This is a genomic window from Chrysiogenia bacterium, from assembly GCA_020434085.1.
GTDB lineage: Bacteria > JAGRBM01 > JAGRBM01 > JAGRBM01 > JAGRBM01 > JAGRBM01.
On the sequence record JAGRBM010000130.1, the window covers coordinates 1 to 13,238 of the forward strand.

Here is a 13,238-nt window from a genome sequence, read left to right on the forward strand (position 1 = left end):
GTAAAGAAACCACCGCTTCCTTGGATAAAGTGCGCTTTTCGCTCGCCCGACATTTGAAGACGTTCCAAACCCCTCAGCTCCCGAAAACGGCGATCTCGCCAAAGCATCTGCCAAGTTGCAACTTGCCATGCGAAATATTCACGGGTAGAGCGAGCGTAGCTTGCATGCAATCGCCAATGTTTTGCATCTTCGGAATCATTATCCGCTGCTGGGGCCTCGCTTCTGAGAGTTGGAAATGCAGCCAAAAGCATCGTGCGCAACGCATCCGATATGCCATGTGAAAAAATGTCAGTAGCTGCCGTAATGGCCATCAACTCTGCCGTAGCAAAATTTGTGACAATTTGATTTTCGGACGTCAGCGACGAAATCGCGTTCTTGCAGCGTTCTGCCAGCGCCTGATTTCGTTGTGCCTGCAGCTCGTCTCTGGCGTGTTTGACTTGAAGTGTGGCGATGCGAATCCTTTGCCACACTAGAAGACCGCCAATAATTGCAGCTATCGCAGTGCAAACCTTAATCCAGAGATCAAGCAAGTCTGTCGCCGATATCGATGTATTTGGAGCAGAGATAGTCGCCTTCTCAGTGTAACCGGTTCTCTGGTTAAGCGCTGGCAACTGTATTTCGTATACAAGGTGCGTTTCTGAGGTCTTCGATGGGATGAAGCTATCATAGTGGACCCAACCAATAGCGGTCGCTCCGACAACGAAAACCGTCAGAGCTACTACGAGCGGCACCCAAGGGAAACGAACTTCATGCTCCATTCTTGATCCTCTGGTCCCACTATATGGCAGCGAACGGTCCCCTACCACTTCCAATCCTTGAACATCTCCCGCAATTTCAGCTTCTGAATCTTTCCGGTGCTGGTGTGGGGGATTTCCTCGACGTAGGTGTAGGCCTCGGGGAGCCACCACTTGGCGAATTTGTCCTTGATGAACTCGTTGAGATCTTCCTTGGTCGGCTTCTTTCCGTCCTCGGGGACGATGACGGCCAGCGGGCGCTCGTCCCACTTGGGGTGGACGATGGCGATGACGGCCGCTTCGCGCACGTCGGGGTGGGCAACGAGGGCGTTTTCGAGATCCACCGAGCTGATCCACTCACCGCCGGACTTGATGACGTCCTTGGTGCGGTCGGTGAGCTTCACATAGCCCTCGGGGTCGATCACCGCGATGTCGCCGGTGCGGAACCACCCGTCGCTCGTCCACTTGTCGGGGTCGGCGCCGTTCATATAGCCCGAGGCCACCCACGGCCCGCGCACCTGCAGCTCGCCCATGGTCGTCTCATCCCAGGGTGCGACGCCCTCGTCGGAGACCACGCGGCACTCCACGTAGGGAAGGGGGAGTCCCTGCTTGGTGAGGTAGGTGACCTGCTCTTTCTCCGGCAGGGATTTGAGCGAGTGTTTGAGGTAGCCGAAGGTGCCCAGCGGCGAGAGCTCGGTCATGCCCCAGGCCTGCATGACGCGCAGTCCGTGCTCGGCAAGGCCGAGGATGAGGCTCTCCGGAGGGGCCGAGCCGCCGCAGGCCGCGCGGCATCCGGGGGTGAGCTTCCACTTGCCCGGATTTTTGGTGAGCTCGCCGAGGATCCCCGACCAGATCGTCGGCACGCCGGCGGCCAGCGTGATCTGTTCCTTGTCGAGAAGGTCGAGCGTGGTGAGCGCATCGAGGAACGGACCTGGGAAGACGTACTTCGCTCCCACCATCAGCGCGGCGAAGGGAATGCCCCAGCCGTTGGCGTGAAAGAGCGGGACGATCGAGAGAATGGAATCGCTGTTGGCGATGGCGTTGCAGTCCACCATGCAGCTCGCAAAGCTGTGCATCACCGTGCCGCGGTGGGAATACACGACGCCCTTGGGGCGGCCCGTCGTGCCGGAGGTGTAACAGATGCCCAGCGCGTCGTTCTCGGAGAATTCGGGATAGTCCCAGTTCTCGTCGGTCGCAGTGGCGAGGAGCTCCTCGTAGTCGAGCGTTCCCTCGGGCAGCGGCTTGTCGTCGTGACGGATCACGATGATTTTTTCGAACTGGTAGTCCTTGATGACGTCTTCGAGGAGCTCGTAGAGCACGTCGTCGACGATGACGTATTTATCCCCGGCGTCTTTGGCGATGTAGGAGATGTCGCTGGGATGCAGGCGCAGGTTGAGCGTGTGCAGCACCCCGCCGCCGCAGATGATCCCGAAGTAGCTCTCGAGATGCCGGTAGTGATTCCAGGCCAGCGTGGCGACGCGGTCGCCCTTCTTCATGCCCAGTTTCTGGAGCGCCTGCGCGAACTTTCGCGTGCGCTGGTAATACTCGCCGTAGGTGTAGCGGTGCTCGACCTTGCCCGGCAGCAGTGAGACGATTTCGGTGTCTTTGAAAAGCGTGCCCGCCCGCTCGAGAATCGGCGGAAGCGTCAGTTGGTAGTTCATCATCAGGCCGTCCATGGCACTGATCCCCCCTTGCATCGCGAGATGTGGCGGGGGACTTTAACACAGGGATTGCTGCAGGGAAGGTGCAAAATATTTGCTGGTTCAGCTCAGCCCAGCAACCGGATGCCGGCCAGATCGAGGAAGTAGAGCAGCGCAAAACCTCCATAGAACGCGCCGGCGGCAAGCATCCCGGCAACGGTGAGCGGTCCGGGCCGGTGGGCGCGCGGCAGCCGCGCGAGGTTGAGGTAGAGAGTGAGCCCCACCACAAAGGGGGTGTGCGCGGTGGCGATGATGCCGCCGATCGAGAGGAGGGTGACCGGATCGGGCACGATGAGGAATGCAATCAGCGGCAGGCCCGTCGCCCACACGATGGCGTAGGCGTTCTTCAGGCGCAGGCGGGTGGTTAGATCCACATGGACAGTCCCGCTGACTTTGGCGAGAAGCTCGATGGCGCGACGCGGTGGTTGTTCGTCTTCGTCGCCCCGTGACTGGCGCCGACCCAGAACGAGTAAGGTGGCGTCGGCAAAGGTGCGGCTCCAGCCATCCTGGTTGGCGAGTACGGTACCGCCCAGCGCGATCACCACGATGGCGATGAGCATCCAGAACCCGGCCGGACCCCAGACCTGCGAGAGCAGGCCTGCCAGGTCCCGCGCGACATCGGTCCCTTGCGGCACGCTTCCCTGACCGCCCAGGAGTTCGGCGCCGAGGATCAGGAACGAGATCAGCACCAGAGCACCGGTGAAAACACCGGTGGCGGCCGCAAGCGAGGTGATCGCCCGCCAGCGCGAGAGCAGCGCGTCGCGTTCCTCCACGTTGTCGCCGTGAAGTTCACGCTCATCCTCGCGGTTGCCATCCTCGCTCAGACCTCCCAGATACGGGCCGCCATAGCCGCGCGTGGCCACCCAATAGGAATACCAGGTAATCCCGATCGCACCGGCCAGGATGTACCCCACCCATGGCAGCACGAAGTAGGGGTCGGCCCCCTTGGGCAGGTGGGGCTGTATCCCATCAAGCAGCGCGTGCGGATGGGAAAACACACGCGCTGCACTGACAATGGCAAGCGCCACCATGAAGAAGGCCATCCAGCGTGAGGCCCGTTCGACTGCGCCATACTTGCCGGTAACCACCAGCGCGCCGCTGCCGAGCAGGATGAAGATGGTGTACATGGCCTGCGAGCCCGGAAACGCGACCATGAAGGCGCTGCCCACCAACGAGGCAATGCCTGAAACGCCTGCAATACAGGCCAGTAACTGTGGGCCAAACAACAGCCACACCGCCCAGTTCGTCGGCCCGGGAAGGGTGGCATAGCCGTCCAGAAGGGTGCGTCCGGAGACTACCGGGTAGCGTGCGGCCTCCCGAATCATCAGCCACATGAACCCGAAGACCAATAGTGCGATCCAGAAGAGCTCGTAGCCGTACTTCGCCCCGATGCGCGGGGTGAACAGAACCGAGCCGGACCCTACCGAGGAAACCATCCAGAGAATTCCGGGACCCAGCCAGCGAAACAGTTGCGTTCCGCTGGGCGGAATTGCGATGCGGGATCGAACGTGCGACTCGATCGGGTACCTCCTCTGCAGTCGGGGAATCAAGCAAACGCGTCGGAGCCGACACAAGAAATGGGTAGCATGATCGCGAAGGAGGGCAACCGTGCTGCCCGTACGGAAAGTCTGGCGAGAAGACGGAGCCCCGCGCTGTGCGCTGCGACGGGAGCTGAGAGAAAACGCGCTAGGGGTTTGAGCGCGCCCTCTGGAGCCGCGGCGCGATTTCCGTCACGGCCAGGTAGAGCGCGAGCCCGGCGAAGGCCAGCACGAACTCGACGGCATAGAGCCGCCGGGCCACCAGCAAATCGGCATCGATGTTGTTGGCCACCTCGCCGAGCAGGCCGCTCACCTCGCCCGGGGCGATGGCGTAGAAGATCTGGTAGAGGGTATGGGCGATCTCCGCAACGAAGCCGGCGATGATGGCCACGTGCACAATCAGCCAGGGCGTGGTCTTGGCGGACTCACTCATGGGGGCGCTCCCGGAATTTGAAGTGCCGCGATTCTAACACAGCTTCACTCTTTGTCGGCAGAGAGTTTTTCGATGATGGCCAGGTAGCGCCGCTCGGTTTTGACGAAGTAGTAGATGATGAAGAGAAAACTGGTGAACCCCAGCAGCGTCCCCAGCATCAGGACCGGCGAGAGCATGGCGAGAACCTCGATGCTCTTTCCCGAGAGCGTGCCGTTCTGGTAGCCCTCCATCACATGCCAGGGGTTGGCAAGCTGCGGAACGGCCCAGACGAGCACCACGCTGAAGGTGACCCAAGCCACGAGCGTCGGGCCGATGATCGGTCCGCCAAGGCGGTTGCGGCGCGCGCGCTCGGAAACAAAGTGCTGGTCGTCGGGTGTCATCACTTGAGCATCTCCCTTGCGATGGTGAGCGTCTGGATCTCGCTGGTGCCGCCGCCGATCTCGAACATCTTGGCATCGCGCATGAGTTTTTCCACCGGTGCTTCGCGCATATAGCCGCTGCCGCCCATGATCTGGATGGCATCGAGCGCCACGCGCACCGCTTCCTGCGAGCAGTAGAGTTTGGCCGTGCTGGCGGTCTTGTCGTCGAGCTTGCCCTTCTTCTGCATCCACACGAGCTTGAAGATGAGGTTGCGGGCGTTCTCGAGCGAGACGTTCATGCGCGCCAGCTTGTCCTGGATGAGCTGGTAACCGGCAATGGTCTGGCCGAAGGCCTCGCGCTCTTTCGCAAACTTCACGCTCTCTTCCACGCAGCGCTCGATAATCCCAAGGCACATGGCCGGCATCACCGCGCGCTCATGCTGGAGCGTTCCCTTGGCATCGCCCTTGCGTGAGCTTCCCGCGTCTTCGGGCTGCGGGCCCAGAATGCGGTCGCGCGGCACGCGCACCTCGTCCATGAAGATCTCGCCGGTGGGCGAATCCCACATGCCCATCTTCGGCATGGGCGCGCCGGTGGTGAGGTCCGGGTCGCCGCGCTCGAGCACAAAGGCGCGCACCGGGGGCTTTTCATCGCCGCCTGTTTCGAGGCGCGCGTAAATGAGCATCACGTCGGCGAAAGGCGCGTTCGAGATGAAGGTCTTCTGGCCGGCCAGGACAAAGTGATCGCCATCAATGCGCGCGCGGGCACGCATGCTGCCAAAGGCATCCGAGCCCGAGGTCGTCTCGGTGAGCGCCCAGCAACCGACTTTCTCCATGGTGAAGACCGGGTAGGCGAATCGCTCGCGTTGCTCCTCGGTTCCCTGCTGGGAGATTGCCGTGGCGCAGCCGAGCGTCGCCACGAGCGCCATGCAGAAGCCCGGCGAGACGCGCGAGATTTCCTTGAACACGATGGCCGGAATCATCGGGTCGATCCCGCCGGGAAGGGCGCCCGCCGTGGTTGCAGGCTTCTCGCCCTCATCCTTGCCTTCGCGTTTGCTGAACGATCCCTTTACCTGGCCCGCAAAGCCCATCTGCTTGCCGAATTTCTTGAGGATTTCATAAGGGAGCATCTCGCCCGACTCGAGTTTTTCCAGGTGCGGCGCGATCTCCTTCTCGGCGAACATCCGCACCGCCTGCTCGATCATGCGCTGGGTATCGGTGAGCTCGAACATGAGGGGTTCCTCCGCGCGCTTCATTATACCGGGCGCGGCCGGGGAGGGGGCAGGAAATGGTAAGCGCAGCTCAGAAACGAAAACGGGCCGCGCAAAGCGCGGCCCGTTTCTTTGTCGGTCTGAAAAGCGATCAGTTTCCCAGCAGCGCGCCGATCTTGCCACCCAGACCCTGGCGGAAGGCGACCTTCATGCCCGAGAGCAGGGCGTTGTAGGTCTTGCGCGAGGCCGGATACATCGGCAGGGCCATGCCGCGCGCACCGAAGCGGTCGTGGTGCACGTGGTAGGCCTCGCACAGGTGGCGAAGGCCCTCATCGCCGTGGACGCGGCCGATGCCGCTTTCCTTCACGCCGCCCCACGGAGTCTCGGGCGCGGCGTGGGTCATCAGGACTTCGTTCACCATGGTGGTGCCGGCTTCCAGGCGCTCGGCAATGCGCTTGCCCTTGGCGGCGTCGGTCGTGAAGACGTAGGCATTGAGGCCAAAGGGCGAGTCGTTGGCGAGGCGCACGGCCTCTTCATCGGAATCGACGCGCATGATGGGCAGTGTCGGGCCGAAGGTCTCTTCCTGCATGCACTCCATGTCCTGGGTGACGCCGGTGAGAATGGTCGGGGCGAAAAACTGTCCGGGCAGGTTCTGCGGGCGCGAGCCGCCGGTGACGACCTTGGCGCCCGCGGCGATTGCGCTCTGCACGTGCTTCTCAACGATGTCCACCTGGCCGGGATCGGTCATGGCGCCCACGTCGATGCCCTCGTCGAGGGGATTGCCCTGGCGGAGCTTCTGGGTCTTGCTGACGATGCGGTCGACGACCTGGTCGTAGACGTTGCGATGTACGTAGAGGCGCTCGACCGAAGCGCAGACCTGGCCGGAGTTGCCGAACGCGCCGAAGACGGCGCTCGTGGCGGCGCGCTCGACGTCGGCGTCCTCGCACACGATCATCGGGTCCTTGCCGCCCAGTTCCATGGTGCACTCGAGCAGGTGCTCACCGGCGGCTGCGGCAACTTTCTTGCCGACGCCGGTCGAGCCGGTGAAGTTCACAAAATCCACGCCCATGCCGATCATCTCCGAAGCCAGCTTGCCCGGCGCCGTGACCACCTGGAAGACGTCGGCCGGAAGGCCCGCTTCGTCGAAGAGCTCGCGCATCTTGAGTGCGATGAGCGGGGTGAGCGAGGCGGGCTTCTGCACGACCACGTTGCCCGCCATGAGCGACATGATGATCTCGCCGCCGGCGATGGTGAACGGGAAGTTCCAGGGGCTGATCACCAAGATCACGCCGCGCGGGCGGTAGTGGACGTAACTGGACTTGTGCTTGAACAGGTGCAGCGGGATCTGCTTCGGGGCAAGAATGCGCTCGGTGTTCTTGGCAAAGTAACCGGCCAGGTCGCAGATCGGAAAGATTTCCATCATCACCGATTCCTGGAGGGTCTTGCCGTTCTCCATGGTGATGAGGCGCGCCACTTCATCGGCGCGGTCGACGAGCACCTCGCGGAAGCGCAGCATGTATTTGGCGCGTTCCTTGTAGCTTAGCGCCGCCCACTTGGGCGCCGCGGCACGGGCGCGGTCGATGGCGTCCTGCGCTTCTTTCTTTGTGAAGACCGGAACTTCGCCGATCTTGTCCCCGGTGGCGGGGTTGAAACTCTCAATCACCGACTTGCTGGCCATGTGCGTGTGCCTCCTGAGAATGAACTGGTGCCCGGACTGCCCGGTCCAGAAGGAGCGATTGTGCCCGGCCCTGACGCCGGGCGTCAAACCCGCGGTGAGGGGCGTTCAGAAAGGGGCGTTTACGCCAGAGAGGGCACAGAGTTCATAGCGCAGAATTTGAAACCACAGATGGACACAGATGAACACGGATCGAGCCAGAGGAGACCGGCTCTAGGTTGTTTTTATCTGCGTTTATCTGTGTCCATCTGTGGTTAAAACTCCGTGATCTCTGTGCCCTCGGTGGCGAAAAGTTCTAAGCGACCTCGTAGGTCTTGATTGGATAGTGAATCCCCTTGACCTCAATCTCGCCGGTCTGGGTGCAGGCGATCTCGTCCTTGATCAGTGCCCATGTGGCATGGCTGATGAGAATCTTCCCCGGTGTGCAACTGCTTTCCAGCCGCGCGGCCAGGTTCACCTGGTTGCCGATGGCGGTGTAGTCGGTGCGGCTTGGCGAGCCGAAGTCGCCTACCGTGGCCACGCCGGTGTTGATGCCGCAGCGGATCTGGAAGGGGATCTCGATCCCTTCGTCGGACCACTTCTTCGCCAGACCTTCCATGCGCTCCTGCATGGCGATGGCCATTCGCACGCAGCGCAGCGCGTGGTCGCGGTCATCGGTGGCGGTTGGCGCGCCGAAGAAGATCATTACCGCGTCGCCGACGAACTTGTCGATGGTCCCGCCGAAGCGATCGGCAATGGCCGACATCTCCGAGAGATATTCGTTGAGAATGCGCGAGAGCTCCTCGGCCTCGAGCTGATCGGTGGTGGCCGTGAAGTTCTTGATGTCGGAGAAAAACACCGTGAGGCGGCGGCGCTCGTGAGGGCCGCGCTCGGCGCTGCCGCCTGCGAGAATCTGCTCGGCGAGCTGGCTGGGCACGTAGCGGCGGATGAGCTGCATCGCGCCCGCCAGGCGCTGCTCGCGCTCTTTCCAGCGCGTGACCAGGTAGTGGAAGAGTGCAACGAAGAGCAGGAAGGCGGCCAGATAGACCGCGCCGCCACCAGCCGTCCAGGCAAGGTCAGGGCGCCCCTCGTGATAGGGAAGCTGCGAGAACATGGGCGCGTAGGGAAGAACGCCGACCTGGGAGAGCGTGGTAAGCGTGACCAGCAGTGTGATACCCCAGCCCATGCCGATGAGCGCGGGCACACGCTCGAAGAGCAGCAGCGCCACGAAGGCTTGGCCCAGCGTGATCATCAGCGCCGGGCTTGTCATCGGCCCTACGCCCCAGGCGAAGAAGACCTCGACACTCCACCATTGAAGGATGGTCAGGGTAACAAACACCCGGTGGGGGCCCGGCCGCCCCCGCAGGATGAGCCCCGTGCCCAGCAGAATCACCCACAGGGAGATATTGAGCCCGGTAAAGGGGAGCATCTCGCGCTGGAACTCGGTGTCGAAGAGCGAGGATCCCACCTGCTCAGGCAGCAGCGAGAGCGAGGCAGGCGTGCTCAGCGCGATCAGCATCCAGACGGTGATGATCGTCAGGCACTTGTCGACGCTGCTCCACTCCAGGGGATTCCCCATGCGGGCGGCGAGCTTTCGGATGGGATTCATTCGCCACCAGCCTACCGCGCGGGCAGGGCGGGGCGCAACGGGGTAGCGCGCAGGGACAGGGAGGGACGAGCTCAGGCCTGCGATGCGCTGGTGAGCTCCCGCACGAAGTTCATCATGGGTTCCTTTAGCTCACGGATGCGCTGGAAGTCACCGATCGCGATGAGATTCGTCATCATCGCGCTGACCGCGTTCACGATCGCTTCGGCGGCGAAGCGCTGTTCGGGCTTCGTCCCGAGGAGTCCACTCTCACCGCGATGGGTCTCGCAGATGATGTCCACGAAGAGTTCCTGGGAGGCCAGGCGCTGCTTCACCGCTTCGGGGCCCGCGGCATAGACCTCGACCAGGAAGGTGCGCGCGAAGGTGGGCTGGCCGATCAGCGTATCGAGATAAACGGTGAGGATGCGTTCGAGCTTTTCCATGGGCGTGAGGTGCGCGCCCTGCTCGGGCGCGGTGGCCGCGAGCGCCGCGATCCCCATCCCCATCACTTTTCCAATGTGCTGCGCGGCAACTTCATAGGTTGCACGAAAGCAGTCTTCCTTGTCCTTGAACTGGGCGTAGAAGGTAGCCCGCGAAACCCCCGCGCGGGCCAGCACGTCGGCCACGGCCACATTGGCGAAGCCCTTTTCGGCCACAACCTCGGCCATGGCGAGCATCAGCCGCTCGCGCTGGGAGCGCTCGACCTCTTCGCGGCTCAGGCCGTGGGGACCCCTCGGTAGGGCCCGGTTGGGGGCGCGCTTGGGCATGTACTGACCTTAGCCCGCCGACGGGGGGCTGCCAATCATAGACATAAATGTTTTTTTCTGACTCAGAATTTCAAAATGATTCCAATGGGTTGAGCTGGTTTCGGAGCTTCTTTGAACCAGTGGGCGCTCAAAAAGTAATAGACAAAATTGTTTATAATTCGTAGATTCCCCCAAAACACGCTGACGCGCACCTCGGCAGCACTGGGAAGAGCACGCCGGATTCGAAGAGGACGCGTTCGAAGCGCAAGAAGGGGACAAGAAAGATGGAAGAGAGAAATAGAGAAGATTCGATGAACTGGCGCACGCGGGCCCGCAGGCTCACTTGCACGATTGCTGTGCTGGCGGCGGTATTGCTGCTGGCGCCGCTGACGGCCCGGGCCGGAGGCTCGACGCCTCCGCCGCCGAGCAACAACGACTTGGGCCTGCAGTCGGGCTGGGGTATCACGGTGCAGTATTCGTTCTGGCTTACCGAGCGCACCGCCGTGGTCGGTGTTCACACCGATCTGATCGATCCTGACGCCGTGAACGGCCCGCACGAGGTGCGCATCACCTTCCCGGCAAACTACTGGAACAGCGGGGGCACACGTTACCCGGTGCTCTACCTCATGCACGGCGGCGCCGGCGGCAGCTCGCGCCAGTGGACCACCGAGGGCGGCGCGGCCGAGTGGATTACGCGCGATGCACCGCTGATCACCGTCATGCCCGACTGCGGCAAGGTCGGCTGGTTCTACGACTGGCCGAACATGAACCAGGGCATGCAGGCCTGGGAGAGCTACCACATCGACCAGCTCATCCCCTGGGTGGACCAGAACCTGCGCACCATTGCACGCAAGGAAGGTCGCGCGATTGCGGGTCTGTCCATGGGCGGTTTCGGCGCCATTCACTATGCGCAGGACCGTCCCGACCTGTTCGCCTACGCGGGCAGCTTCTCGGGCGCGCAGGATCTCGAAGACCAGAGCATCCGCGCCACGATCGTCGAGCAGTCCATTCAGAACGGTTACTGGAGCTATCCCTTCGGGCCGGTGATCTGGCCCTTCGATACGACCTGGGTTGAAAACAACCCGCTGCGCCGCGCCGACCGTCTGCGCACGGTGTGGGTCGCGCTCTATGCCGGTGACGGCATCAACGACCAGGACATTCTCGAGCGCACCGTGGGTTGGTCCTCGTTCCAGCTCAGCAATGCGTTGGACGCCCAGGGCATCCCCCACTTCTGGTGGATGTACGGCCGCGGACCCGGACTGCCCTGGGGCTGCGACGGCGGGCACAACTTCAACTGCTGGAACTTCGCCTTCGAGCATGCGCTGCCCGGGATGATGGATCACCTCTGGCATCCGTAGAAAACACAGGCACAGAGACGGCCGGGCGGGACTGAAACCGCCCGGCCACTTCCAGAAGAGGAGAAGCGGCCATGCAGAGATTCGAATTCCAGGGACAAAGCATTGCATACGTGCGAAGCGGTAAAGGAGCGCCGGTCGTCTTTCTGCACAACGGCGGAACCTCTCACTCCATCTGGGACGAAGTGGCCGGCAAGATCTCCGCCCATCGCGAAGTCTTTGCCATCGACCTGCCCGGCTACGGCGAGTCTTCGAAACCCGGAACCGGTTATGAGCTGGGCAGCTACGTGCGGCTCATCGAGGAATTTGTGAGCGCGCACGAGCTTGCGCAGGTCACTCTGGTCGGTAACTGCATGGGAAGTGCGATCTCTCTGGCCTATGCGAGCGCGCATCCGGAAAGGGTGCGAGCGCTCGTGCTGGTCAATCCGCTGACCGAAGCCACCTTTGCGGCCGGGTCCCTGGGAACCATCCGGCGCCTCGATCAGGGCGCGCCGAAGCTTGCGCGCTTGATGTTTGGCCTGGCAGGGCGCCTGCGTATGCCGCGCTGGAGCGCCGGTCCGGTGATCAGCATGCAACTCGGGGGGATGGGCCGTGCCGCGGGAGTTGCGCAGACGGCTTTCCTGCGCGAGGCGCACGCCAGTCGCGGCCAGCTCCGCTCCCTGCTTGGCGTGGTCGAGGACTTCGACTCCTACGCCGCCCTCGACAGATTCTCGCCCGCCCCCGATTTCCCGCCGATCTGCACGATCTGGGGAATCGAGAACCGCATTCTTTCGGCTGATGCGGGGATGGAACTGAACCGGACCCTGCGACCCCGGCGCCAGGAATGGCTCGAGGGCTGCGGGCATCTGTGCATGATGGAGCGGCCCGGCGCGGTGGCCGAAATCATCGAGGACTTTCTCAGTAACTGCGAACAGGGCCGCGGCGAAGCGGCCGCTGCGAACAAAGTGGAGAGTGTGGCATGAACATTACCGGGAACAACGTCTTCAACCTGGCGGAAATCGCACTGGAGGTCGCGCGTACCGATCCCGATCGCATCGCGGTCATCGAACCCGACGGGCGCGAGCGAAACGGCAAGCGCCGTTACAAGCGGCACACGTATCGTGAGCTCTCTAACGATGCGGAGGCCATTGCGCTGGGCTTGCGTGAGATCGGCGTGGTCGAATGTACGCGCACGATCTTCATGGCGCCGCCGAGCTACGAGTCCTGCGTCCTGCAACTGGCCCTCTCGCGCGTGGGCGCCACGATGCTGTGGATCGATCCGGCGGTGGGTTACCTGAATGTCGGTGAGCGGCTGCGCAGGCTCGAGCCCGAAGCCTTCGTCGGCATCCCGCTGGCGCACCTGGCGCGAACGGTATTCGGCTGGGGCCCGCGCGTGATGCGCAAGGCCATCGTTCTCGGCGCGCCGGGTTTCCCCTTTGCGCACGATTTCCGCTCGCTTCGCAAGGCCGTTCCGGCCCGCCCTGCCATGCCGCAGGTTGATGCCGACGACCCGGCAGCGGTTCTCTACACGACAGGCAGCACCGGACCGGCCAAAGCCACGCTTTATCCCCATCGCAATTTTTGTGAGATCACCCGCATCGCTCACCGGAGCTGGAACTTCCAGCCGGGTGAAGTGCCGGTCGACATGCCGGCGTTTCCGGCATTCTCGTTTATCGCCCTGAGCGCCGGTGGCACGGTGGTTGTGCCGCCCATCAATTTCGCCTTCGAGGGGCCCGCCGATGCCAAGCCCGACCAGATTGTCGAGGTGATCAATGACTGTGGGGTGCGCTCCATGTTCGCCTCACCCGCATTGCTTCGAAACCTGGGGCAGTATGCGGCCAGGACCGGAGCCAGGACTCTCTCGCTCAAGCGGGTGATCGGGGGCGGCGCGCCGATCGTGGCCTCGATTATGGAGCCGCTCCTCGAAATGATGGGGGAAGGAGCGAC

Annotated in this window: 12 protein-coding genes; 3 read left to right on the forward strand and 9 right to left on the reverse strand. The window is 62.7% G+C overall.

The window, feature by feature from the left end:
* The 9 genes from KDH09_04260 to KDH09_04300 form a co-directional block, all read right to left on the reverse strand.
* Positions 1 to 758: hypothetical protein (locus KDH09_04260; GenBank protein ID MCB0218884.1), on the reverse strand; the 758-nt coding region annotated here is incomplete at its 3' end.
* Between the two features lie 41 nt (positions 759 to 799).
* Complete coding sequence (locus tag KDH09_04265; GenBank protein MCB0218885.1) at positions 800 to 2,410, reverse strand: long-chain fatty acid--CoA ligase; 1,611 nt, start codon at positions 2,408 to 2,410, stop codon at positions 800 to 802.
* Between the two features lie 92 nt (positions 2,411 to 2,502).
* Positions 2,503 to 3,870: an Nramp family divalent metal transporter gene (locus tag KDH09_04270; protein MCB0218886.1), complete on the reverse strand. Its 1,368-nt coding sequence runs from the start codon at positions 3,868 to 3,870 to the stop codon at positions 2,503 to 2,505.
* A 250-nt stretch (positions 3,871 to 4,120) separates the two neighbouring features.
* Entirely contained in the window at positions 4,121 to 4,405 is a 285-nt protein-coding gene (locus tag KDH09_04275) for a hypothetical protein (GenBank protein MCB0218887.1), read from the reverse strand.
* A 44-nt stretch (positions 4,406 to 4,449) separates the two neighbouring features.
* On the reverse strand, positions 4,450 to 4,788 hold the full coding sequence (locus tag KDH09_04280) for a hypothetical protein (GenBank protein MCB0218888.1): 339 nt from the start codon (positions 4,786 to 4,788) through the stop codon (positions 4,450 to 4,452).
* Entirely contained in the window at positions 4,785 to 5,993 is a 1,209-nt protein-coding gene (locus KDH09_04285) for an acyl-CoA dehydrogenase family protein (protein ID MCB0218889.1), read from the reverse strand. Before KDH09_04285 ends, KDH09_04280 begins: the two co-directional genes overlap by 4 nt.
* A 130-nt stretch (positions 5,994 to 6,123) precedes the next feature.
* On the reverse strand, positions 6,124 to 7,650 hold the full coding sequence (locus tag KDH09_04290; protein MCB0218890.1) for an aldehyde dehydrogenase family protein: 1,527 nt from the start codon (positions 7,648 to 7,650) through the stop codon (positions 6,124 to 6,126).
* Positions 7,651 to 7,942: 292 nt separating this feature from the next.
* Complete coding sequence (locus tag KDH09_04295; GenBank protein ID MCB0218891.1) at positions 7,943 to 9,235, reverse strand: adenylate/guanylate cyclase domain-containing protein; 1,293 nt, start codon at positions 9,233 to 9,235, stop codon at positions 7,943 to 7,945.
* A gap of 71 nt (positions 9,236 to 9,306) precedes the next feature.
* A complete protein-coding gene (locus KDH09_04300) occupies positions 9,307 to 9,978 on the reverse strand; it encodes a TetR/AcrR family transcriptional regulator (GenBank protein ID MCB0218892.1) in 672 nt (223 codons plus the stop codon).
* A 290-nt stretch (positions 9,979 to 10,268) separates the two neighbouring features.
* On the opposite strand from KDH09_04300, the gene KDH09_04305 reads away from it, so the two are divergent.
* From KDH09_04305 to KDH09_04315, 3 genes are all read left to right on the forward strand, one after another.
* The gene (locus KDH09_04305) at positions 10,269 to 11,315 is read left to right on the forward strand and encodes an esterase (protein MCB0218893.1); all 1,047 of its coding nucleotides are present in this window, start codon (positions 10,269 to 10,271) and stop codon (positions 11,313 to 11,315) included.
* Between the two features lie 71 nt (positions 11,316 to 11,386).
* Positions 11,387 to 12,274: an alpha/beta hydrolase gene (locus tag KDH09_04310; protein ID MCB0218894.1), complete on the forward strand. Its 888-nt coding sequence runs from the start codon at positions 11,387 to 11,389 to the stop codon at positions 12,272 to 12,274.
* Positions 12,271 to 13,238, forward strand: a 968-nt coding sequence (locus KDH09_04315; protein ID MCB0218895.1) for an AMP-binding protein, incomplete at its 3' end; no start/stop codon positions are given. The genes KDH09_04310 and KDH09_04315, both read left to right, overlap by 4 nt.